Annotated in this window: 20 protein-coding genes and 2 tRNA genes; 10 read left to right on the top strand and 12 right to left on the bottom strand. The window is 43.2% G+C overall.

The features are described 5' to 3' along the window. Nucleotides 1-34: 34 nt before the first annotated feature. The 4 genes from L2729_RS07965 (at nt 35) to L2729_RS07950 (ending at nt 2,245) form a co-directional block, all read left to right on the top strand. Nucleotides 35-110 (top strand) — tRNA-Val (locus L2729_RS07965). A 45-nt stretch (nt 111-155) separates the two neighbouring features. Continuing rightward, a tRNA-Val gene (locus L2729_RS07960) sits at nt 156-231 on the top strand. 107 nt (nt 232-338) lie between these two features. Then, entirely contained in the window at nt 339-566 is a 228-nt protein-coding gene (locus L2729_RS07955; RefSeq protein ID WP_101089292.1) for a hypothetical protein, read from the top strand. Nucleotides 567-1,015: 449 nt separating this feature from the next. Next, nucleotides 1,016-2,245 (top strand): MFS transporter, encoded by a 1,230-nt coding sequence (locus tag L2729_RS07950; RefSeq protein WP_248987787.1) that lies wholly within the window; start codon nt 1,016-1,018, stop codon nt 2,243-2,245. A 157-nt stretch (nt 2,246-2,402) separates the two neighbouring features. On the opposite strand, the gene L2729_RS07945 is transcribed toward L2729_RS07950, so the two are convergent. Then, complete coding sequence (locus tag L2729_RS07945; RefSeq protein ID WP_248987786.1) at nt 2,403-3,629, bottom strand: MFS transporter; 1,227 nt, start codon at nt 3,627-3,629, stop codon at nt 2,403-2,405. 182 nt (nt 3,630-3,811) lie between these two features. Between L2729_RS07945 and L2729_RS07940 the strand changes: the two genes are divergently transcribed. Beyond that, a complete protein-coding gene (locus L2729_RS07940) occupies nt 3,812-4,693 on the top strand; it encodes a LysR family transcriptional regulator (RefSeq protein WP_248987785.1) in 882 nt (293 codons plus the stop codon). A 21-nt stretch (nt 4,694-4,714) separates the two neighbouring features. Here L2729_RS07940 and maiA read toward each other — a convergent pair whose 3' ends face one another. The 5 genes from maiA to phhA all read right to left on the bottom strand — a co-directional run bounded on the left by maiA (nt 4,715) and on the right by phhA (nt 10,419). Continuing rightward, entirely contained in the window at nt 4,715-5,368 is a 654-nt protein-coding gene (gene maiA / locus L2729_RS07935; protein ID WP_248987798.1) for a maleylacetoacetate isomerase, read from the bottom strand. Between the two features lie 482 nt (nt 5,369-5,850). Further along, the gene (locus L2729_RS07930) at nt 5,851-6,837 is read right to left on the bottom strand and encodes a fumarylacetoacetate hydrolase family protein (protein ID WP_101089296.1); all 987 of its coding nucleotides are present in this window, start codon (nt 6,835-6,837) and stop codon (nt 5,851-5,853) included. Nucleotides 6,838-7,360: 523 nt separating this feature from the next. Continuing rightward, the gene (gene tyrR / locus L2729_RS07925) at nt 7,361-8,905 is read right to left on the bottom strand and encodes a transcriptional regulator TyrR (protein WP_248987784.1); all 1,545 of its coding nucleotides are present in this window, start codon (nt 8,903-8,905) and stop codon (nt 7,361-7,363) included. A gap of 346 nt (nt 8,906-9,251) precedes the next feature. Further along, nucleotides 9,252-9,593: a 4a-hydroxytetrahydrobiopterin dehydratase gene (locus tag L2729_RS07920; RefSeq protein WP_101089298.1), complete on the bottom strand. Its 342-nt coding sequence runs from the start codon at nt 9,591-9,593 to the stop codon at nt 9,252-9,254. A gap of 34 nt (nt 9,594-9,627) precedes the next feature. Further along, nucleotides 9,628-10,419 carry a phenylalanine 4-monooxygenase gene (phhA, locus tag L2729_RS07915; RefSeq protein WP_248987783.1) on the bottom strand — a complete coding sequence of 264 codons (792 nt, stop codon included), beginning with the start codon at nt 10,417-10,419 and terminating at the stop codon, nt 9,628-9,630. Between the two features lie 457 nt (nt 10,420-10,876). Here phhA and galU point away from each other — a divergent pair, with 457 nt between their 5' ends. From galU to L2729_RS07895, 4 genes are all read left to right on the top strand, one after another. Next, nucleotides 10,877-11,782, top strand: coding sequence for a UTP--glucose-1-phosphate uridylyltransferase GalU (gene galU / locus L2729_RS07910; protein ID WP_248987782.1), 906 nt, complete (start codon nt 10,877-10,879; stop codon nt 11,780-11,782). A 50-nt stretch (nt 11,783-11,832) separates the two neighbouring features. Further along, entirely contained in the window at nt 11,833-12,846 is a 1,014-nt protein-coding gene (gene galE, locus L2729_RS07905; RefSeq protein WP_248987781.1) for a UDP-glucose 4-epimerase GalE, read from the top strand. A gap of 63 nt (nt 12,847-12,909) precedes the next feature. After that, complete coding sequence (gene napF, locus L2729_RS07900; RefSeq protein ID WP_248987780.1) at nt 12,910-13,386, top strand: ferredoxin-type protein NapF; 477 nt, start codon at nt 12,910-12,912, stop codon at nt 13,384-13,386. 178 nt (nt 13,387-13,564) lie between these two features. After that, nucleotides 13,565-13,981 carry a bactofilin family protein gene (locus L2729_RS07895; RefSeq protein WP_248987779.1) on the top strand — a complete coding sequence of 139 codons (417 nt, stop codon included), beginning with the start codon at nt 13,565-13,567 and terminating at the stop codon, nt 13,979-13,981. Nucleotides 13,982-14,089: 108 nt separating this feature from the next. Here L2729_RS07895 and L2729_RS07890 read toward each other — a convergent pair whose 3' ends face one another. The 5 genes from L2729_RS07890 to L2729_RS07870 form a co-directional block, all read right to left on the bottom strand. Then, complete coding sequence (locus tag L2729_RS07890; protein ID WP_248987778.1) at nt 14,090-14,827, bottom strand: DUF2982 domain-containing protein; 738 nt, start codon at nt 14,825-14,827, stop codon at nt 14,090-14,092. A gap of 106 nt (nt 14,828-14,933) precedes the next feature. Then, nucleotides 14,934-15,671 carry a YdcF family protein gene (locus L2729_RS07885; RefSeq protein ID WP_248987777.1) on the bottom strand — a complete coding sequence of 246 codons (738 nt, stop codon included), beginning with the start codon at nt 15,669-15,671 and terminating at the stop codon, nt 14,934-14,936. Nucleotides 15,672-15,855: 184 nt separating this feature from the next. Beyond that, nucleotides 15,856-16,761: a fructokinase gene (gene mak, locus L2729_RS07880; RefSeq protein ID WP_248987776.1), complete on the bottom strand. Its 906-nt coding sequence runs from the start codon at nt 16,759-16,761 to the stop codon at nt 15,856-15,858. A gap of 208 nt (nt 16,762-16,969) precedes the next feature. Next, the gene (gene cysQ / locus L2729_RS07875; RefSeq protein WP_248987797.1) at nt 16,970-17,749 is read right to left on the bottom strand and encodes a 3'(2'),5'-bisphosphate nucleotidase CysQ; all 780 of its coding nucleotides are present in this window, start codon (nt 17,747-17,749) and stop codon (nt 16,970-16,972) included. A 589-nt stretch (nt 17,750-18,338) separates the two neighbouring features. Further along, a complete protein-coding gene (locus tag L2729_RS07870) occupies nt 18,339-20,909 on the bottom strand; it encodes a glycoside hydrolase family 3 protein (RefSeq protein ID WP_283104176.1) in 2,571 nt (856 codons plus the stop codon). A gap of 585 nt (nt 20,910-21,494) precedes the next feature. Here L2729_RS07870 and L2729_RS07865 point away from each other — a divergent pair. Further along, nucleotides 21,495-24,083: a glycoside hydrolase family 3 C-terminal domain-containing protein gene (locus L2729_RS07865; RefSeq protein WP_248987775.1), complete on the top strand. Its 2,589-nt coding sequence runs from the start codon at nt 21,495-21,497 to the stop codon at nt 24,081-24,083. A gap of 2 nt (nt 24,084-24,085) precedes the next feature. Here the strand turns inward: L2729_RS07865 and L2729_RS07860 are convergent, their stop codons facing one another. Next, entirely contained in the window at nt 24,086-24,982 is an 897-nt protein-coding gene (locus tag L2729_RS07860) for a LysR family transcriptional regulator (protein WP_248987774.1), read from the bottom strand. Nucleotides 24,983-25,060 lie beyond the last annotated feature (78 nt).

Here is a 25,060-nt window from a genome sequence, read left to right as displayed (position 1 = left end):
AGAGAATAACAGTTAGTACAATTAGTAAGTCCCAGGTCGATTAGCTCAGCTGGGAGAGCACCTCCCTTACAAGGAGGGGGTCACTGGTTCGAGCCCAGTATCGACCACCATTCTCTGCTAAAGAGAATAACAGTTAGTACAATTAGTAAGTCCCAGGTCGATTAGCTCAGCTGGGAGAGCACCTCCCTTACAAGGAGGGGGTCACTGGTTCGAGCCCAGTATCGACCACCATATTTCCTCTCTAGATTCGATGTTACACACCATTTTTTTATCTATTCTTCTTCAGTACTTCTCAATTTCAACTATCCTTTAGTATGTTCTATTTTTGGATGAATCTCATGGCTGACGTTAGTCAATCGGCTTCACTTTCGAGTATTGCCGCCTACTTAAAGCTCACGTATCAATACGATCAACAAACTGCGCTTGTAGAAGCAAAAGAAGTCATGCAAAACTTAGTCAGAATGCGACAAAAAGGGTTTATCACGGGTTGGTATTTCGACGAGCAAGGTCACCTTGAGTTGCTTCCTAGCGACACAGTGATGCACCAGATAAATCCAACTAAATAATACTCATCATAAGTGGCATCAATACTGTTTAGCGATGCTAGATATACTTCAATCATCTGCGTCTACTTAGATGTAGTGGACGTCGATATTGCAGAAGTAATAAATGAACTATATCGACAAGATATTAAACCGCGATAAATGCTCAAAGGCTTACGGCAACAAGCATAAAGGAAGTCACTTTTTCAGAACACCTCACTATCTCGCTTCATATAACGACCTCAGCATATCTAAAAAGTATCACTTAACATTAGCGCTATTCACTTGATCTCAGGACTCTAATTTTCGATAGTATTTGACCTATAGCTGTTAACTTACCATCAAAGATGACATCTTCTATTCAGCACGTTAATTAAAACCCACATCATTAAGTAAACATTTTTATTTACTTAACTAGCTGTACATGTAATATTTAGCTTTATCATTACCAGATAAAGCTAAAGATGAAAGAGATGTCTACCTGCACGACTCAAGCTGAAGCAAAAAAGATACTGATGATCACTTTGATAGTGACGCTTATTAGTGTTGCTGGTATTGCCCTTCCCTACCCCATCTTAGCGCCACTGTTCGAACAAGGTGAAAGTGCATTAACTCAGTTTCAAGGTCTACCTAAAGAGCTATTACTAGGCATCGTATTAGGTGTCTATCCCTTAGGTATTATTATAGGTAGTTCTTTTATTGGCGCTTTATCTGATAGTTACGGTAGGCGTCGCCTATTAACTCTGACCTTAGTGGGCAGTGGTATTGGCTATAGTGCGACCGCTTTCGCTGCACTCTCTGGTAACTTTGCGCTATTTTGTATCGCGAGGCTAATGACAGGCGTGTGCGAAGGCAATATTTCGATTGCCCGTGCAATCGCAGCAGACCTTCACCCTATCATCGATAAAACTCGCAGCTTTTCTCTCATTAGTGCAATGGGCTACGGTGGGTATTTACTAGGTCCTCTTATGGGTGGCTATTTAATTTATTCGGGGATTGAAACAGTATTTATTGTCGCGGCTATTGCATGTTTCTTGTGCGCAGGGTTAAGTCACTTCCTAATGCCATCAAGCCTAAACGAAACGACCAATGCACCAAGCAATGCTTCAAGCCTTGTACTGCTGCGCCAAGTTGATTTACGCCGTTTTTTTATGCTGTACTTATTGTTAACTATGGGAGTCAACCTCTACTACGAATTCTACCCCCTATTTTTAGTCAGACAATTCAGCTACACCCCAGTAGATATTAGTTGGGCTACCGTATTCTTAACGGCATGTATGATTTTTACCAGCATTTGGATTAACCCAAAAATTCAGCAAACAATGTCACATGCTAGAGCAGGCTTAATGGGAGTTATTATCTTTGGCTCTGCCCTTACCGCGCTTCCCTTTCTCACCAGCCAGCTATATTTAATTTGTTTCGCACTCATGGGCGCAGGAATAGCCATTTATAACGGTTTCCTGCCAGTGTACTTATCGAATTCATACCACAACAACGCACAGGGACAACTGATGGGAATGTTGGTGACTATATTCTGCTTAGGTAACTTACTCGCTGCGGGGCTTGGCAGTATATTGAGTATACTTGATGTGAAATGGGCTTTACTCAGTGGGGCTTTAGTCACATTTTTTGCAGCTGCGGTGTTCTTTCATGGCCATTATCGGGCAAAAATATGGCCGCAACCTTCGAGTGCACCAGCTTAGAGAAGTTAAGCAGCAATAGGCCGGCAAGTCCGTATTTATCGAATGGTACTGAGAAAACCCAGTGCTCTTTAGTCGCTGGGTATTTCACATTGTCCCGATCCATAAAGATGGGCTTTAAAAGCAGCTCAGCATAAACCCCAGTATTAATTAATATATGTTAAGCAGTAAATGACACAGGGCTTTTTGCATTCGCAGGCGATATTAACTTATTGACGAGTACAGCCAGTACACTCAAGCAAATCATTGAACCGAATACAACACCTTGCCAACCCCAATGTTGCCAAAAAGGTAACAGATAAGGTCCGCCAATGGCAGCGCCTAGATAGTAACTGCATAAGTACAGCGCTGTGGCTTTTGCACGATGTTGCTTAGCGATAAACGCAACCCAAGCATTACAACTGCTGTGAATAAGAAAAAAACCGAATGAGGAGACCAGAAACCCTACGTAGATGGTAATCACACTATCAAAAAGGGTAAATAGTGTCCCTAGCATTAGCGCGAGAACTGACAAACTAAATACACGTTTAATGCCCAGTTTACTAATCCATTTGGCACTACGATACGATGCATATGTACCGCTTGAATAACAAAGGAAGATCAAGGTGACCTCAAAAGGTCCCTGCATGAAGGGGCTCGCCATTAAATGCAGTTGTATATAGCTAAACTGATTGACCATCACCATGAATGCGACGCCACCTACAAGATAAATTAATCTCAACTTTGGGTTAGCTAGATGATGATAAAACCCTTTTAAATCTGATTGCACAGCGAATTTTCCGAGTCCAAGCTTAGGCTTAACAAACTGACTGTCAGGTAACATCGTTGCAGCGAGTATCGTGCCAATGAGTGATAAAGCCGCCAACAGCGCCATTGCCTCATGCCATTGCAAATATTCAGACATCATACCGCCAAGTAACCTACCCGTTATACCACCAACACTGTTCGCTGCAATATAAATGGCCCCCGCTTTTAACAGCACATTGCCACCAAGCTCGTCTTTAAAATAAGCCATTGCCATCGCGGGCACTGAAGCGAGTAAAACCCCTTGTACCATTCGCAATGCAACAAGTTGACTGAAATCACCAATAAATATTGCAATTATATCCACAATAACGAGCAGATAAAGGCTAATAATGATCGGGCGTTTACGGCCGATACGATCTGACAGAACTGCAAACAGTAGCAACGAAAATGCCATTGTGAAGCTTGTCACCGATAACAATAAAGTCGCATGTGTTTTTGACACCCAAAATGTCTCGGCAATAAGCGGTAGCATTCCCTGAACAAGATACAAATTGATAAAAATAACAATCGAAGCAATAGATAAACCGCCAATTAATTGTAGTTCGCGCTTATCGTTAACCTGCACAGCAGTATTGCTCATAATAATATGACTCTTCACAACGTTGTCTCAGTCCGATGATCATAGCAATGCTAGTTACATAACGATAATAACTAAAAACAGCTCTATTCATTGATTTTTGTTATGGAAAGTTAACTTCAAAATTGGCAGTATAACCACTCGAGAACAAAACATTTCGTCGTTCCGCCTTAAATGGGTTTGCTATGGATATAAAACAGTTAAAACATCTTGATGCATTGATAACCTCAGGAAGCTTTACTAAAGCCGCGCAACAATTAAACATAGCGCAACCAGCACTGAGCCAGAGCATTAAAAGGTTAGAAGGCTCGCTCGGGGTTACGTTAGTAGACAGAGGCGCCCACAAGCGCAGTAAGGTCCTTTCTCTAACCGCTGAGGGACGCGCACTACATCAACACGCAACACTCATTATTAAAAACATGGCGCAAGCAGAAGCACATATCAAATCAATGGCAAATTTGACCAAAGGTGAAGTGAGGGTTGCCGTTCCCGGTATGTTGGGCTCTTTTTACCTGCCAAGCCGATTAATGGCTTTTAGGCATCAACATCCGGACTTGAAGTTATCATTATTTGAAGGTGGTACTCGTGACACGTTAAAAATGCTGCTACGAGAAGATGTCGATATCGCCATCATTACCGCCAACGATTTGAACGAAAACTTTGAAAGTCATCTTTTACTGCAAGAACAGATGGTCGTTGCCGTAGGTAAACATCATCCGTTAGCGGATCAAGCTTCCGTGCCCCTTGAACAGTTTTTTCAACACGATTTAGTCCTATTTAAACAAGGATACTTTCATCGAGAGTGGATGTTAGCACAGGCTGAGTTATTGGGCCTCAATGCCAGTATTGCATTTGAAACTAACCTTATAAACCTTATAAAACAAGTGGTTGCTCAAGAGTATGGAATTACCAGTGTGTTGGAAATGGTGATTGAACCGCATGACAACATTTTGGCAAAACCTTTTGATCCGCCAGTGTATTTAGACCTGCACATTGCTTGGAAAAAGCAACGCCCAATCAGTAAAGCCGATCGGGCGTTTGTCGAATTCTTAATGCAAAACCGCTAGAAATTTACGCGATTGCCTAACTTATGTCGCGTCGTGCTGATTCTCGGGAATCGCATCAATAAAGACTTGCTGAGCTAAACAATGTGCATTAACCCGTACAATATTGGGAAATGGCGTCATATCGACGTTAAATCGCTCTGCGTTATAAACTTGCGGCACCAGACATAGGTCAGCTAACGTGATGTTATCGCCAAAACAGAAATCACCACTATATTGTGCCAATTGCTGTTCTAATGCAGCAAACCCTTGATTTACCCAGCTGTGATACCACGCCGTTTTTGCGTTATCGCTAGTCTCTAATTCTGCCGCTAAATACTGCAATACTTTTAAGTTATTCAAAGGATGGATTTCACACGCTACCGTCAGCGCCATCGCTCTTACAATGGCTTTGTCAAAAGCACCGATAGGTAAAAGTGGGCTATTGCTATATCTATCTTCAAGGTACTCGATTATCGCAAGTGACTGCGTTAACACCCACTCTTGGCCATCTTCATCTGTTGTCACCAATGTAGGGACCAACTCCTGTGCATTCAAGGCAGTGTATTGGGACTGATGTTGCTCACCACCATTTTTGACTAGATGAACAGAAATGTGCTCAGCAGTGAGTCCTTTGCAATTCAGCGCGATACGCACACGGTAAGCCGCGCTTGAACGCCAGTACCCATATAATTTGATCATTCTGACTTCCCTTTTATATCAATAACGTTGACTCACAAGCGAGTAAGCCATGCCTCATCAATGCAACCTGAATTGAACAGATTAAGCGTTTCCGAATTAACCACATATGTAATTCCAACAGGCTTATCAAATACCAATTGCATTAAGTATTTGACCAATTCAGAGCGCCTCAGACTTTTCAATTCAAGGCGCATTGGTGAAAAAAGGGTTATTCCCTTTTAAAGCACTGCAAAGCAGAAGTGGAAAGTCTGAGGCACTCACGTAGTGCGGGTTTCAAAGCCCTTTAAGCTTCGCTGTGGGCTTTAGATATAGAATAACTATTAGCTTCAATCCCCCATCTCGCCTACAGGGCTTTGAATTCCCGCTGAATGGTCAAACTTTTAATCCAATTGGTATTAACGCAACAACCTAAAAAAAGAGTTAACCCTTACGAATTAACTCTTCATGTTGCTAATTGCATCAATGGCTTAGACTACAAATCAAGCTTTATACTCAACAACCTGCTGATCAATCGTACCAAATATTGAATGCTCATTTTCATCAAGCATTTCAATACGAACACGGTCGCCAAAGCGCATAAATGGAGTTGATGGCTTACCTTCTGCAATGGTTTCAAGCATACGAGTCTCAGCAAGACAGCTTGAGCCGGCACTGCGGTCATAGTTAGAAATCGTTCCAGAACCAATAATGGCACCAGCACCTAAAGGACGACTCTTAGCCACGTGAGACACCAATTGGCTGAAGTTGAACGTCATGTCGACACCCGCGTTTGGACGACCAAACAGCTCATTATTTAAATGAGTGATTAATGGCAGATGTACTTTACTATCTTGCCACTTGTCGTTTAACTCATCCGGCGTTACCGCTACAGGTGAAAAACTGCTTGAAGGCTTAGCTTGGAAGAAACCAAAACCTTTGGCTAATTCACCTGGGATCAAGTTTCTTAGGGACACATCGTTAACCAGCATTAGCAGTTTAATGTGCTTAGCTGCATTTTCTGTTGTAATTCCCATTGGCACATCATCAGTGATCACGGCAATTTCAGATTCAAAATCAATGCCCCACTCTTCACTCGCTAATAGGATGTCGGCTTTAGGTGCAATAAAACAATCTGAGCCACCTTGGTAAACTAACGGATCGGTCCAGAATGTTGCTGGCATCTCAGCCCCACGTGCCTTACGTACCAATTCAACATGGTTTACATAAGCACTACAATCGGCCCATTGATAAGCTCTTGGAAGCGGTGATAGACACTTAGCTTCGTCAAATGCAATGGCGTTATCCATCAAACCTTCGTTCAATGCATCATAAAGCTCAACCAACTGTGGGTTAAGTAGATCCCATGCATCTAGCAACTGCTGCATAGTATGAGCAATAGCTGGTACCGCAACCGCTTTAGTTAGATCTCGGCTAACTAACATTAACTGGCCGTCACGGCGTCCATTATCATAACTTGCTAACTTCATACTCACTCCTAATAAAATGTGGCTAGCTGATTATCCCAGCTTTTGCATGCTGTTTTAAATGGATCAAGCTTACGCCTAAATCTGCTTTTGCATATACCCGTTCTACTTGAAAATGCTCGCTTCAGAGGCGTTGTGCCAGTTCAATTCTAGGCGCATTAACGTAGAAATGGTGATTTCCTTTTAAGTTAATGCAACAACGAAGTGGGCTTGCACAACCCCTTCTTTGATGGGTTTTAATGGCCTTTACTCTGTGTTATTGATTTTACCAAGGGAGCGACCATTAGTTGCAATCAATGCCTTGATCAAAGCCCATTAAATTCCCACTGAATCCTGCAGTTTCAGGCAGAACGGGTATAGGAATACATTAACTACGGCAATAGTGGAATAGCGTGAGCCAAATCACATTTATGTAGAATGGCCCCTAGTTTGTAAACATATGATTACAGCCTATATGAAATAGGCTGTAATGGGGGTTATTGATGATTTTTTGCTGCTAAAGCAAGCAATGACTGGCAACCCGATGTTACATGGTTTTATGCTTACTTATTTTGTATTCACGCAACTTATTCGCAATAGCAGTGTGGGACACTCCTAACTTTTTAGCTAATTGACGTGTACTTGGGTAAGCAGGATATAATCGACGCAGTAAACTTGCTTCAAATTGCTTCATCGCTTGCTCAAGGCTTCCCTCGAATTGATGATCAAAATAGCCAAAACCTTCAGCGTATGATGGCAATTTAAGCTGGTCTACCGTCAATTCCGCACTGCCATCCCACATTGATACAGCTCTAAAGATGGCATTTTTAAGCTGACGTATATTACCAGGCCAAGCATAACCCAGCAGATGTTCACGACACGCACCTGAGATACGGCGAATAGGAATAGATAATTGCTGGCTGTAATGCTCCAAAAACATTTCCGTCAGTGGAATAACGTCAACTTTTCGTTCGCGCAAAGAAGGCACATGAAAGCCTAAGACGTGGATACGGTAATAAAGATCTTCTCTAAACTCACCACTTTGGCAAAGTTCAGCTAGATTTTTTTGCGTCGAACAGATAATGCGAACATCACTTCGCACCTCTTCATCGCCGCCCACACGTCTAAAGGTACCGTCTTGTAAAAAGCGTAATAACTTAACTTGTGCAGATCGAGACATCTCAGCGATTTCGTCTAAAAAGACCGTTCCGCCTTTGGCTTCTTCAAAAAAGCCGCGTTTAACCACGCTCCCATTACTAACATAGCCAAATAACTCTTCTTCGGCTGCGCTGTCTGGCATAGCGGCGCAATTAATCGCAATAAAAGGTTGATCGCGGCGCATACTGGCATCATGACATGCTCGTGACATCAACTCTTTACCGGTCCCCGTTTCGCCGGTGATCAATAATGGCGCGTCTAACTGAGCCATTCTCCGGGCCTGCACAAGCACCTCTTTCATCTTATCGCTTGTTGCTAATACATTTTCAAAACCTGCAGTTTGGTTTTGCAACGCATTAAACTGTTTACCTAAACGGGCCGGTGACTTTAAAGACACCACAGCACCAGCAAGAATCGGGGTTTCACTGCCGTCTGGTAAATAGATAGGTAACATTTCGGCCAGATATTCGTTCTCACCAATATTGACCCGGGTCGCTTGCGCAAGCACTGTTGATTCACTCAACCAACGGCTAAAATTGAAGCCTTGTACCCAGTGACCAATAGATTCTTCGATGACCTCATGTTCAGCCATACCAATAATATGCAAAGCCGATTCGTTCACAATACGAATACGGCCTTTTATATCGAGGGAAAATACAGAATCAGGCAACGTCTTTAATAAGGTTTTTAGCGCGTAATGCTCTTGTTCTGAAGGCATAAAGGAGACGGTTCGTACATCATGTACACCTTCTACTTTACGGATGAGCGGCAGTAACTCACTGAGCATATCAAAACTAACTTCAGCAAATTGCAGATACAGAAAACCCTGATTGCTAGCATCGATAGCAAACAAGTTGATCCCATAATCTTCCATTATCAATAATATATCTTTCGCTAGACCGACTCGGTCCAAACAGCTGACTTCCAAGCGCATACTATTGCAGTTCCCTTTTCTAAATAATTGTTATTGGGATAAAACTAATTGCATTAACTATTTAATGGTCTTTGAAGCTAATTTAGTGGCAGCATCAATGGACAAACACCGATCCACTTTCGACTAACATTAACGTAGACAATCAAATAGTTAATAAAACTGATAAGAAGCTAGTAACCAGCATTAAGCGACGCTAAGCTCTGATCTTATAAGAAGAACAGATAACTGTTAAGCATATTTCGCCTATACGTTAAAAGGTTATGAGGGTTGTGGCAAGGCTTGTTTACAGCAGATTTGTAACATAAAGAAAAAAGAAGCGTGCCAGCAGCGCTGGCACGGCATAAAACTAGTCAGCTAATAATCCATCTGTTTTGGCAGCCATAATAAAATCGTTCTTGTGCAGGCCCTTAATTGAATGAGACCACCATGTCACAGTCACTTTTCCCCACTCGGTCAAAATGCCTGGATGATGAAATTCAGCCTCTGCAAGATCGGCAAGTTTGTTGGTGAACGCCATTGCCAACTTAAAATTCTTAAACTTGTACACACGCTCAAGCTGCATAATTCCGTCACGCACTTCTACAGTCCAGTCAGGGATCATACGTACAAGTTCACCCAGCTCGGCATCACTCACTTTAGGTGCATCTGCTTGACAGGCTTCACACTTCATTTGGGCTAATTCAGTCATTATCTTTCCTTTAATTCTGTAATTTAAATCGTATTTAACCCGCTTTAGCAGGATACGTTGCTGCAAATAATCCAAGCTGCTGGGCTTTCTTTACCGCGCCCATAATATCCATTTCAGCGATACCATCGAGATCACTAATACTATTTATTGCATAATAGATGGGTTGCATAATATCGATACGATAAGGGGTTCGCATCACATCAACCAGATCGAACGGTCTAATTTCAGGCTCATTGCCCATCACAAAGAGTGTTTCACCAGGCGAGCTTATAATACCGCCACCATAAATGCTCAGGTCATTATTGGCTGCGCGTATAATGCCAAACTCAACAGTAAACCAATAAAGTCGTGCTAAGAAAACACGTTCTTCTCTACTCGCTGCTAATCCTAATTGACCATAAAGATGCGAAAAATGGGCAAACGATGGGTTGGTCAGTAATGGGCAATGTCCGAATACTTCATGGAAAATATCAGGCTCTTGCAGATAATCGAGTTCTTCACGACTTCGAATAAAGGTCGCTACTGGGAAAGATTTATTCGCTAGCAGTTCAAAAAACTTACCAAAAGAGATAAGCGCCGGTACTGCCGCCGTTTTCCATCCTGTCGTTTCTTGTAGAACCGCATCAATTTCACTTAGCTGCGGTATCCTATCGCTTGGCAATGCCAGACGCTCAAGTCCATCGATGTAAGCTTGGCATGCACGGCCGGGTAAATTGACAAGCTGTCTTGCATAGAGCTCTTGCCAGATATCATGTTCGTCTTGTGGGTACTGGATACGGCCACTTGCATCAGGCAAGTGAGCGATATACTTAGTTGGTTTGCTCATGGTGATAAAAACACTCGTAACTATTGCCTGTCTCCATAGTTAACCAAACTCGGTTTTTTGTTAACTAGATCACAGTTTATTCTTTACTCGTTACGGCCTACTGAATGTAACGAATAAGTTACGCATATCTATCTATGCCAATAAATGCTTTTATTAACAGTGAATTTAATGTACGCCTACATTTACACCTTGGTTGGATTTTTAACGCCAAACCATAAAATACTTCACTAAAAAGCGTAGAAGGGAGCTTTAATCCTGCACTGGCATAAATTACTGAGCAAAGAGGCTTAAGGAACATTGGATACTCGCTAAACAATATACGATGAAAAATTCGCCTTACAAGCTTCAAATTTAATAAATATCAATCAGCTTCGCCAAAATCAAAGCACACCTGATTAAATTTCAGTATAGAATAAAGCTAAGACATTAATCCGTTGATAGTAAAAGTAGGAAGATAATGAAACAACATAAGATTCTAAAAGCAGTTATCCCCGTCGCAGGTCTTGGTACACGGATGTTACCAGCAACAAAAGCGATGCCTAAAGAGATGCTGCCCGTTATGGATAAGCCCCTTATCCAATATGTTGTAAAAGAAGCTATCGCTGCGGGGATTAAAGAAATCGTTCTGGTCACCCACGCCAGTAAGAATTCCGTTGAAAACCATTTCGACACCAGTTTTGAGCTTGAAGCGCACCTTGAGCGCCGAGTGAAAAGACAGTTACTGGCAGAAGTGCAATCAATTTGCCCTGCTGATGTGGCCATTATTAGTGTGCGTCAGGCGCAAGCAAAAGGTTTAGGCCATGCCATTCTTTGTGCTAAAACCATTGTTGGTGATGCCCCTTTTGCGGTGTTATTGCCTGACGTTATTATAGATGATGCTAGCTGTAATTTAGCCAAAGACAATTTAGCACAAATGGTTGCGTTATATGACGAAACCGAAGTCGGCCAGATAATGGTTGAAGGCGTGCCACACGATCAAGTCGATCAATACGGTATTGCAGACATTGGTGGCCAAGAGCTAAAACCCGGTCAATCACTTCCGCTTACCCAATTAGTTGAAAAACCAGATGTTGATCAAGCACCGTCTAATTTGGGTGTCGTTGGCCGTTACGTTCTTCCAGCTGATATTTGGAAGTACCTAGCAAAGACGCCAGCGGGTGTAGCTGATGAGATTCAATTAACCGATGCGATTGCCATGCTGATGGAAAATCAAACGGTTAATGCCTATTACATGCAAGGTAAAAGTCATGACTGCGGTAATAAGTTGGGCTATATGAAAGCCAATGTAGAGCATGCACTGCGCCATAAAGATATTGGTCCAGAGTTTGCCAAGTATCTAAAAGACATAGTGAAAAGTCTTTAATACTTATTTCACTTCATGAGTAAAAAAGCAAAGTCGTAAAGGATATTGAGATGACAATTTTGGTAACAGGTGGTGCTGGTTATATCGGCACGCATACAGTAGTCGAACTGCTTAACAGCGGCAGCGATGTCGTGATCGTCGATAATCTAAGTAACTCTTGTGTCACTGCATTAGAGCGCGTCGAGACAATCACGGGTAAATCTGTGACCTTTTGCCAAGGCGATGTTCTGAACAAACCTTTTTTACAAAAGGTGTTTACCGACCACGATATTGAGTCTGTCATTCATTTTGCAGGCTTTAAAGCCGTAGGCGAATCTGTAGAGCAACCGCTTCGTTACTATGAAAACAACGTTACTGGCACCCTTGTTTTATGCCAAGTAATGCACGAGTTTAACGTCAAGAATTTAGTATTCAGCTCTTCCGCAACGGTTTATGGCGATCCGGCATCCTTGCCGATAACGGAAGATTTTCCAACCAGTGCGACTAACCCTTATGGGCAATCGAAATTGATGGTTGAACATATACTCGCAGATCTACACCACGCTGATTCAAGTTGGAATATTGCCCTTCTAAGGTACTTTAACCCTGTTGGCGCTCACGACAGTGGTTTGATTGGTGAAGATCCAAATGATATTCCCAATAACCTGATGCCGTTCATTACCCAAGTTGCGGTAGGAAAACGAGAGCAACTCAGTGTATTTGGTGATGATTACGATACCGTTGATGGCACAGGTGTGCGTGATTACATCCATGTGGTTGACTTAGCTATTGGTCATTTAAGAGCACTTGATAAACTCCGCACCCAGCCGGGTCTAGTGACTTATAACCTAGGCACAGGTCAAGGCTATAGTGTGCTAGAAATGGTTAAAGCATTTGAAAAAGCCAGCGGCACCGTCATAAAATATCAATTGGTTGCAAGGCGAGCTGGCGATATAGCCGCTTGTTATGCTAATCCACAAAAAGCCCTAACGGAGCTTAATTGGCAAGCAACGCATAATATTGATGATATGGCGCAAAGTAGTTGGCATTGGCAGTCAAGTAACCCTAATGGCTACAGCAGCTAAACAAACAATACGTTTAGTTAGTGATGCATTAACGCACTATCGACAAAACCAAGAGTACAGCGGATGAACAGTATCAATCAAAGTCGACGTCGTCTTTTTAACCGTAAAAAGAATGATGCAGTTCATCTTCCTTGGGTGAAAAAAGACATCGAATTTACTGATGAATGCACCCGCTGCAATAAATGTATTGAAGCGTGTGAAACCAACATCATCATCAGAGGTGATGGTGGTTTTCCCGAAGTCAATTTTAACATTGATGAATGTACTTTCTGTCAGCGCTGCGTTGATGTTTGTCCAGAACCTTTATTTACCGACACCAGCGCTGCGCCTTGGGAAGTCACCGCCTCAATACAAGACACTTGCATGGCCTATCAAGGCATATGGTGCCAAAGTTGTAAAGATGCTTGTGATGTAAGCGCTATCAGCTTTACCATGGCGATAGGCAAAGCGCCTCAACCTAACATTGATATTGATGCTTGCACGGGTTGCGGTGCCTGCGTTGCGCCTTGTCCATCCAATGCAATATTAATTAAGACCTGATTAACACGGATATTTTTCATACTAATATCTCTTGCCATAAATCCTTTTCTCCAATGAACACTAGTCCTCTCCCATGCTGAAGAGCCAAAATAATGACAGCGAGTGCCAAATATAAGTGGTTTTTAAATGTTTTTTTTCAAGGTAACATCAAGCTACCTTGACTAACAGCGGCGCATTTATGTTTAACAGAAAAAGAAGCGGTGGGCTCACTTATATTGCCCAAGGAACCAAACTGACGGGAGAGAGTGAATTCAGCGCAGAGGCATTAGTCTCTGGTGAAGTTTATGGTGACATCCAATCCACAAGTAACATCACCATTGAACAAGATGGCCTAATCGATGGCGTATTGAATTGCCAAGAACTGCGAGTATCAGGCACCTTTCGTGGCAAATTAAACTGCAATAAGCTCAATATAACCAGTACTGGTGTTGTTGACGGTGAAGTGGCTTGTCAATCGATGGAGATTTTTGAAGGCGGCCAGTTTATAGGAATGCGTGTTCGTGACGAAATAGCCTTTTTACCCGCCTCTTCAGTAGACAAACAAGAAGCCGTTAAACCAGCACAAATTGAAGATGCACAATTATCCACTAGCTGATAATTAGCTAAGAACTAAGTTTATAAAACAGCAAGGCTTTATAAACTTAGTTTTTATATCATTAGTTTTTTTAGCTCTATACTTTTATAGGTTAAGTATTTATCCGCTTCAATTAGCTCTATCGACCAAAGCCAATCTTTGATACTCGCGCACGAGTGCAATAAACTCGTCCGCAGGCCTATCTAAAGCATCTGTGGCGATATAAAGATGAAAACCTAAATGACTGCCCAATATACGGCATCGATGGCCAAACATAGCCAGTACGCCTTTATAACGACTATCGTCTTCAATAAAGGGCGTGAACTCTTCACTCATTTGGTTTTCTAATGTCGATAGATCTTCATCTTGCGCCGACGCAGTCATCAATAGCGGTCTTTGCTCGGTCAGTAATCCCGAAGCCAAGCGCAGTGAGATACAATCCAAAATGGGGCCTATTAACTTCAGCTTTAACCCTACATAGGGCAAAGTGAGTGTCTCCAGACCTTGAATCACTCTTGGCTGATCAAATCTTTGAATATTATCCCAATCTATTTTAACCTCACCACGGCGATGAAAGTAGCGGATCCCATCGGTATCAATACTTACCGTCACTTCAGGCTCAAATATCTTAGAGACACCGAGCACAGCTGAAATAGCACCGAAAGCGAAACATACAATACCAGGTGCAAATAGATGGCTGCCGTTAATAAAGAGTCCTATCCCGATAGTGAGCCCGGTGATACCGGCAAACGTCAGCGTTAATCCATTACGTTTATTCTCGGGTTTAATGAACAGCGGTTCTAAATTCGATACTTCCAATGTGGTGTCTACTATAAGTTGATTAACATAAAATGACTCTACAGCCATCGCTGACTCGTCGGTATAAAGAGTAACAATCTCGCCAAAATATCTGGCCTTAATATTCGCTCACAACGGTAAGATGAGTAGCCTTACTATGGACTTACACCGCGGCTCAAATTACACGCTTTAGTTTAAACCAAAGTAAACCGAGATACTCGTGGATAGCACGCTGTGACGATAACAAACTTTCAGCATCAAAATACCACCAATAGGTTTGTCTTTGAGCGAAATCCGTCGGCGCAGCAGTTACATTTAATCCTGCATGTTCAAATATCGCCATAGAACGCGGCATATGGCTTGCTGAGGTCACCAAGCGAAAAGGCGCATCTACCACTTCCCATTGCATATACTGTGCTTCTTCTATGGTGTCTTTTGCTAACGGAAACTTGATAATGGAATTTGGGTTGACTCCAAGCTCTACCGCAGCATCAAACATAACATCGGCATGGGCTCTTTTGTTAGTCCCCCCGCTCCAGCCGCTGACCACAAGCTTACAGTCTTCTCCTAATGAAAGTTGTCTTATCCCTTCACTCAAACGGGCCAGCGCCGTGTTTGATAACTGCTGCACCGCAGTATGATTATCAGCCTCATCATGACTGTTGCCTAACACCATCACCAAGCAACCTTTACCCATAGGCTCATTATTCACAGGGTATTTATCTTCTAACGGGACTAATAGTGTGTTGCTGCCCATGCTGCTGCACAGAATAATTAATACCCCCCCCGCCATCGCTAACAGGCTTTTTGCCAACTTTCGATTACGGATCACCACAAAGCTAAGGACAATGAAGATGATCACCAAGGGCACAGGCATAAATAGCTGAGAAACGATCTTCTTTAACAAAAACATGAGATGAAACCAGAAATGACTGAACAGAATTGCAAGTTTAGCATGCTTCTCAAGTGGTAAGGTTAGCGATTATTCTTGGCCGCCGCCTTTAAAAAGCCAACATGAAGCATGTAGTACAGAGATCAAAAAGCCATATACTCGATATGGCTTCGTCGTGATCTTTAGCGGTAAAACATCGCGCGCTCTATATCTCGTGCTTGCTCCAAAGCCAAGCTGCACCGCGAACGCCAGAGGAGCCACCATACATATTTTGCACTACAGGCGTTCGACATTCACCGCCAAGCACATATTTAGATAGAATATTTGGCAACAATGAATAGAGTGCTTCAATATTAGAAACGCCACCACCAAGCACTATCACATCAGGGTCTAAAATATTAATCACATGGGCCAGTGAACGCGCTAACCTATCGATGTACCGCTCAAATGCCTCTTTAGCAAGTATCTCTCCGGTTTCGATTCTTGCAGCGATTTCAATTCCGCTTGTCGCATCGCCGCCCGCCTGCTTATAGTCACGTACAAATCCGGTACCAGAGATGAAGGTTTCAATACAGTTTCGATTACCACAAAAACAACGGGTCGAATTAAACTCATCAGCACTCATCCATGGCAGAGGATTATGCCCCCATTCGCCACCAATGCCATTACCACCACCATGAGCTTTACCATTAATGGCAAGCCCTCCTCCGCAACCAGTACCAATAATCACGCCAAAAACCATGCCTTTACCGGCTGCTGCGCCATCCATAGCTTCAGACACGGCAAAGCAATTAGCATCATTAGCAATTCGAACTTCGCGATCGAGGCGTTGACCTAAATCGACATCCAGTGGATGGCCATTGATCCATGTTGAATTGGCATTTTTAACCAAACCTGAATAAGGTGATATCACACCAGGGATCCCCACGCCAACAGTACCAGTTTCGCCAAGTTGAGACTCGGCTTCATTAATCATGGCTTCTATCGCATCTAAGGTCGCCACATACTCTCTGGGCGTAGGCACACGTTTACGAAAAAGCTCTTCGCCTTCATGGTTCAATGCAACTAACTCAATTTTTGTACCACCAAGATCGATGCCAATCCGTAACATTTAACCCTCTCCCATAATCGTAGTGATCATTCTAATGATACTATTGAGGCAACATGCCTTAGTACACAAAGCCTTTAAGCGCTTTCTTATTGAACGCTATTGTTTAACACCAATGCCTAAAAGCTAATGCTTAGAGACTTAAAAGCTAATCCTCAAACATATGACTTAAACACTAATTTTTTTAACACTATTGTTTAATCATTAATACCTAAACCCAGTGCGGCGCATAAGCAATAAAGTATGGATTCAAAATATCTGACTTTTGATTGTAATCCAGTGCGGTTTCACTGCCATATTGCAGCACTTTTCCACCAGCACTCTCTAAGACAGCTTGGGCTGCAGCAGTATCCCATTCGCTCGTCAGACCCAATCGTGGATATATATCAGCTTCGCCTTCAGCCAGTAAACAGAACTTAAGTGAACTACCCACACTCTTCATTTCATGCTCGCCAAGTGCTTGCAAATAAGTTTGTAAACCTGGACTAATATGCGAGCGGCTGCCGACCACTCGTGGTACGGCTTGCTTATCCAAGTCTATTTTAACCAGTGGTCGTTGTGTACCTGCTTGTTTCAACCAAGCACCACCATCGTGACTGCCAAAGTAACATTTATCTAAAACAGGAGCGTAAACAACACCTGCTATCGCTTGCCCTTGATGAATAAAGGCGATGTTAACGGTAAACTCACCATTTCGTTTTATAAATTCTTTGGTACCATCCAATGGATCTATTAACCAGTAAGACTGCCATTGCTTTCTTTCATCCCATGCTATCGTCGTTGACTCTTCAGACAGAATCGGAATATTCGGCGTTAGCTTAGCAAGTGCGGCCACGATGACGTTATGGCTTGCTAGATCGGCGGCGGTAACAGGGCTATCATCCGATTTAACATCAATCGTAAAATCATCTGTCGCATAAACCGTCATAATTGCATCGCCTGCAGCGACAGCAATATCGACTATCGATTCCAACCAAACGGGATTGAAAATCGCTGTTTTACGGTTGCGTTGTTCTACTGACGTTTCTGTTTCAATCCGACTCAAGGTGTTCTCTCTTATGCTTAATATTTCCAGCCGACCATTATGCCATCGACCCAAAACAAAATTTAATAACCAATTGCTCAATCTCGGTCTAAAAGAGACTAAGCCAGTCTCATAAACAAAAATAGTGTTAGCGCTATGCTACATGCGTATTCAATCGCTTTATTCAAATTACATCTCGCGATACCTGGCATTTATCGCCACAACAATATCAACCTCTCCAGAGCTTAGCCATAATATACCCGTTCTACTTGAAAATGCTCGTTTCAGAGGCGTTTTCAACCGCTAACGCTTTGTTACTGGTGAATTTGGTATGAAGATAACAACACTAAGATTGTCGGTATCCACACTCTATCGACCAAGATAAGTTGGCTTGTTAAACGCTTAAGTTGTGATCATGAGAGTGAGAGTGATAGTGATAGTGATAGTGATAGTGATAGTGATAGTGATAGTGAATAATTGACTAGGCGATAAATCAACTCGATAGCCACCAAGGCCCGCTTTGGTGACGGGTGACTTACCAAGCTCAAATGACTGATTACGGGCACTGAATCATTGCTTGCTCATTATCATCGAGCGGCAGCATTTCAATATCGGCGAGGCTAACCGTTAATTTACCTGCTGTAGACAATGAGAATGGTGAGTTTACCTTGGAAAAATCAACACCTAAATCACTGAAACATTTAAGATCAATGCTAACAGACTGCCACTCATTTTGTGGTAAGGCCATTAACGCGTCAGTCACGTTTAATGGCTTGCCACAGTCAGTATCACAGCTCATAGCAATATAGACCTCATCACTAATATCACTGTCCACTTTTAGGGCAAAAGAGAGTACTGAGTTAGACTCCACGACCGCACTTAAATCTTTTGCCGAATGACTGCTAAAATTAATATAACCAAGCCCTTCACCATTAAACTCAACCCGTCTTGCATCTTCTTGTACAACTTTATCAACCGTCCGTAAATACACGGTTTCACTTTGTAAGACACTGCTGGTAACAGCGAGATGCTCGTGGCTATTGCCGATCGACATTATCCAAGGTGATTGCACTGAACGGATAAAGATAGCAACCCATTGCGGATTGTCATTGTTAAGCTCTGCAACTTCACTCAAGATCTCAAGCTCGGTGTTATCGTCGTAACTCAAACCATATCCGTAAGGAAACAATGGCTGATAGTTTTCATCAAAGCGATTTAACGCCATTTGTGTCGGGCTTTTTGGCCAAGAAAAAGACAACTTACCGCTCATATCGAACTGCGTCTTAGCATCGGGATCACTAAACAACACTTCAGCAACCCCAGCGCCTTCACTACCAGGTAACCATGCCGCGACAAAGGCATCTGCAGCATTCAACTCAGCATTGACCCACATAGGTCTACCGCTAATAAAAATGGCCACAACAGGTATGCCCTGCGCCTTTAGTTTTAGCAATAATGCGAGGTCCTGTTTATTACCATGCTGATACTCCAAATTATCAATATCGCCATGACCTTCGGCGTAAGGCTCTTCACCAAATACCACTATCGCCACATCTGGCTTAATCGCAAACTCGCCTGTTGGGCTTAGCATTGTTTTGCCACCCGCTTTTGATACTTGTGACTCAATGCCATCATAAATTGAGCTGCCACCAGGGAAATCAGCATTGGTATTATTAGTACCTTGCCAAGTAATCGTCCAACCACCTGATTGCTTACCGATGTTATCAGCGGCATCGCCCGCCACTAATACCACTTGGTTCGGTGATAATGGCAATATATTGCCATTATTCTTTAGCATCACCAGCGACTCTCTTACCGCTTGCTTCGCCACATCACGATGCGCCTTTGCGCCAATTAACTCCGTTTTACCCGATAACCTGCGCTGCGCTGGACTGGGTTTATCAAATAAGCCTGCTCGCATCTTAACTCTGAGTACACGCGTCACTGCATCATCAATGCGCGCCATAGGGATCTCGCCACTGTTAACCTGTGCCACTATATTATTAAACAATGGCTTCCATGCAGCCGTCGGCACCATATAGACATCTAGCCCTGCATTAGCAGCTTGCGGGCAGCTTTCATTACTGCAGCCTTTAATTTGACCGTGACCATTCCAATCCCCAACCACAAAGCCATCGAAACCCAGCTGATCTTTCAATACATCTGTTAGTAGATATTTATTACCGTGGTTTTTAACTCCGTGCCAGCTATTAAAAGACGCCATCACGGTTTGTGCGCCAACAGTTAATCCACTGATATAGCCTTGCGCATGAAGATCAAATAGCACTTGTTCTGTGACGATATTATCACCTTGGTCGATACCGTTGACCGTGCCGCCGTCACCCAAAAAATGTTTTACGGTTGAGATCACCCTTTCGTCACCCAAAAAATCTTGATCAGCCGAGCCTTGCAAGCCCTTCACGATTGATGCGGCATAAGCTCTGACAATGGCAGGATCTTCAGAATAGCCCTCATAACTGCGGCCCCATCTGTCATCACGAACCACTGCAACAGTAGGCGCAAACACCCAATCTATACCGGTAACCATGACCTCTTTTGCGGTAATGGCAGCAATCTGTTCAATGAGCTCGGTGTTATTGGCAGCACCAAGACCAATGTTATGGGGAAAAAGCGTCGCACCAATCACATTGTTATGTCCATGGACAGCGTCTGTGCCCCACATTGTTGGAATGCTCGAACCATCTAAAGAGTCATCCACCGATGCTTGATACATAGCTTCAGCTACCGCAATCCAGTCTCCAGCAGTGGCATGTTTGTCATCATTAGGGAATGAGCCACCACCATTAAGATACGAGCCAAAACCGTATGTGCGCATATCTTCGACTGTAATGTTACGGATCTCAGGCTGGATCATTTGCGCGACTTTTTGCGCTAACGTCATCTCACTGACCATTTTCGCGATGGTTTTTTCCATCTCTGCTTGTGGTTTTACTTCGAGCTGCAGTTTTGGCCATACAATCGACGCGTCACGGGGTTCAATCGGTGGAGAGTCTTTAAATGAACATGCGGTAATGCCTGTAATAATCAATGCCGTCGACAGCAAGATAATGACTGGGTTTTTAACTATTGATACGAGCACTTGCTGTTCTAACGTATTGTTCGTCATTATTTAATTCCCTTTAAATGCCCATGTATGGATAGTTAAACGACTTTGCATCATCAAACATTCCATTACAGCAACTCCCTGCTAGAAACCTGCTCAACATGGCTGCCTTTATGACCATAGAACAAAATATAGCCGTAGCACAGTAGCGGTAGGAAAAAAGCCAATTGAACAAGCATGCTATCCCCTAAGACTCCTTAGTATAAGAGCCATCATCAACAGCAAAAACCTTGAGATGCTAGGGAGCGATTTGGTGCCGAAAGCTAAAGAAGAAATTGAACATGTACAACAGTATGTTGACCTGAATGGTAAAACGCGGATGAGGTCTGCGCAGTCATCATTACGACCTAGACTGGCGGATAGAATACCGCCCAAACAGGCTAATGATTTATTCCGGTAATTGACTACACTCCAGCAGAGTGAACGAGCAGTGAGATGGGCTCAGGACATGGACCCTGCGCCAAATACAGGCCAACTTACAGCCAACCTCCAGCGATATAGAACCCTGCACGAATGGGTTTAGTCACCCTATGGCAATAAACCGATTTAACGATATTGATACGTCAGCAATCTAATAGGGAATTTAGAATGAAGTGTTCAACAACTGTTGTCATCGCCCTGAGTAGTTTTTTTGTGACGGCACCATGTTTTGCCGTCGGGGAGCTTGCTTCTAAAACAACTATCTATGATGAAGTCGGCCTAATAGAGCCTGTACGTCCGTTGTTACAATCACGCTTAACTCTGGTAGAACAAACCATTCAAACACTTATCCCGCAAATGACGTTAGAAGAGAAGGTGTCATTAGTGCATGCCAATGGCAAGTTCACCACTGCGGCAATTAAACGCTTAGGGATCCAGGAGATGTGGTTGTCTGATGGCCCCCACGGTGTGCGTCATGAAATTGAACGCGACAGTTGGGCCTCGGCTAATTGGACTACCGATGACTCTACTTATTTACCTGTATTGACTGCCGTTGCCGCCAGTTGGAATGTCGATATGGCGACCTTGCATGGCGCAGTGCTTGGCAGCGAAGCTCGCCATCGTGGCAAAGATCTTATTCTCGGCCCAGGCGTTAATTTAGCGCGGTTGCCGCTTTATGGTCGCAACTTTGAGTATTTGGGTGAAGACCCCTATTTAGCCGCAAAACTTATTGTACCGCAGATTATAGCGATTCAGAAAAATGATGTTGCCGCCACAATCAAACACTATGCACTTAACACTCAAGAGCTAAATCGTACCGCTGTGAATGCAAAACCTGACGAACGCACCTTGCGTGAGGTTTACCTGCCCGCTTTTGAAGCGGCGGTAAAGCAAGCAAACGTTTATGCCATGATGGGTTCATACAATCAATTCAGAGGCACTAACGCTAACCAAAGTAAACATTTGGTGATGGATATTCTAAAAGGAGAATGGGGCTATAAAGGACTGCTCGTTACTGACTGGAATGTCGATATCAATACTGTTGATGCCGCAATCAATGGCCTCGATCTTGAAATGGGCACCGATGTGCCTCACTACAACGATTACTATTTCGCTGAGCCACTGATTAAAATGATAAAGGCTGGCAAGGTACCCATAGCGGCATTAGATGACAAGGTCGCGCGGATCCTCAGAGTGCAACTCAGTATCGGCATGATGGATAACCATCGTCTCGCGGGTCAGCGAAATATCGCTTCCCATCGAAATGCTGCAAGACGAATTGCCGAAGAGGGCATAGTGCTACTCAAAAACAGCCGCCAAGTGCTGCCATTAGCTCAGCCAAAAGTAAGCAACATCTTAGTTTTAGGCCCTAATCTCGATAAAAAACATGCACAAGGTGGTGGCTCGTCAGAAGTAAAATCCCTTTATGAGATAACCCCTCTACAGGGGCTCAGAGACAAATTAGCGGATAACGTCACTATCACCGTTATGCGTGCCCAAAGTAGTCTATTGGCCCCTATCAGCAACGATTATTTAGCCACTAGACACTGGACTGGAACCCCCTCTTGGAACATCCGTTTTTTTGCCGATGACACCCGTCGAAAGCTCATCAACGAGTCATGGGTAGCCGACTCCGAATTTAAGCCCTCTAGTCTTATAGCTAAAGATACTCCACGATTTATCACCATGAAGGCGGCCATAAAACCGTTAAAGTCAGGTGTACATACATTAAAAGTGACCGCTAAAGGCAAGATTAATATAAAAATTGATGGCAAAACCGTGCTGCAAAATGACGGCTGTGCCGCTAACGTTTTAACTAAGAATATCTCGCTTATTCACCATAAAGAGTATCAGTTTGAAATCGAATATAACGGTACTGAAGGTTATACCCTAGGCTGGGATACCCCCAATAAACTGTTCAATAGTGAAGCTGAATACCTCAATGCCGCCAAGAAAGCCGATGCTGTTGTCTACTTTGGTGGCTTAAGCCATAGCGATGACAGAGAGTCTATTGATAGAACCGATTTGGTGTTACCCAATCAGCAAGATGAAATAATCGCTAAGCTCATTGAAGTTAACCCCAATACGATTGTGTTTCTGACGGCTGGAAGCGCTGTTGAAATGCCCTGGAAAGATAAAGTCTCAACCATCGTTTGGAACTCCTATAGCGGCATGGAAGGCGGACACGCTGTGGCAGATATGCTATTTGGCGATGTGAACCCCAGTGGCAAAATGCCTTTTACCTTGCCAAAAAATCTTGCTGATACCGCCCCTATCGCGCTCAACGATTATAACGCCATCGAGTCACTTTACTCTGAAGGCGTGTTTATCGGTCACCGCTGGTTTGAGCAGCAGAATATAAAGCCACTGTTTAGCTTTGGCCATGGCCTGTCTTACACTAACTTCACTCTAAGTGATATTACACTATCAGCATCAAGCATTAGCCAAGGTGAAACTCTGACGGTTTCAGTCACTGTCACCAATATTGGTAAAGTCGCCGGAGCCGAAGTGGTGCAACTTTACCTACATGATAAAAAAGCAAGAGTGACGCGGCCAAAAAAAGAGCTTAAAGGCTTTGCAAAAGTGATGCTACAACCCGGTGAAAGCAAGCAAGTTAACATGCAACTGAACCATCGAGACCTCGCTTTTTGGGACGATAAATCAAATAATTGGTTAGCAGAAGCGGGTGAGTTTGACGTCTTACTGGGATCTAGTTTGGACTACATTCATTTGCGATCTACTTTTACACTTAAGTAAATTTATTCTTGCGGATATAACTCGCACAGTAAACCGGTGATCCATTGATGAGTCTGAGTTTGGCTTGACCGTTGATGCCATGCAGCCACAACCTCAAAATGGGGTAATGGCTCAGGTAATGCGACTTCAGTTAATTTTTCATTTGGTAACATACGTGATGGTAAAAATGCCAAAATTCCCATTGCCTCGATGCAATCTGGCGCGGCTGAAAAACTCGGTAGTGACATAATTATATTACGCTGGAACCCCTTGGCAGCGAACCATTCGTCTGCCGAGCCCTTTAGACTTGCGCGTGAAGGTGAAATAATCAATTGTGGCGCAGCAGCGATTTCTTTTAAACTAAGCCCCTGATACTTATCTGCAATGCCCTTAGCCGCAACACAAACATGACGTTCTTCATACAGTAACATTGAAGGACAAGTTATCGGAATAAACGCTGGGAAGGTTAATGCTAAATCAATCTCACCTGTGGCCATTAGCTGATTTAAATTATCGGATTCAAATCGGCGAATGATTATTTTTAAATGCGGGGCTTGCTGTCTAATCTCCACGAGTAAAGACGGTAAGACAGTGCGCATCGCATAATCTGAGGCACTGATTTTATAGACCCCATTTAAGCGTTGTGGGTCAAACTCAGCCACTTCAGTTAATTCACCAATGGCCATTAATATCTGTTGGACTTTAGGGGCTAACTCTTGTGATTTTGGGGTTGGAACAACGCCATGGCTACCACGAATAAAGAGACGATCTTGGAATATATCCCGCAGTTTTTTCAGTTGTTCACTCACCGCTTGCTGAGTAATACCTAGCTTTGTGGCTGCTTTAGTTAAGCTATGTAGTTGTAATAGTGCAGCGAGTACCCTTAATTGTTTTATTTCCAGCTTACTGATATCAGCCATACTTGTTTCTCATACATGCTTCACTTGATTTTCATTGTACCTAAGCAAGGATATAGTTCAACTCATTCGCCACACCAT

Origin of the sequence: Shewanella gelidimarina (genome assembly GCF_023283945.1) — a bacterium.
Taxonomy (GTDB): domain Bacteria; phylum Pseudomonadota; class Gammaproteobacteria; order Enterobacterales; family Shewanellaceae; genus Shewanella; species Shewanella gelidimarina.
This window is presented reverse-complemented; position numbering and strand designations above follow the sequence as displayed.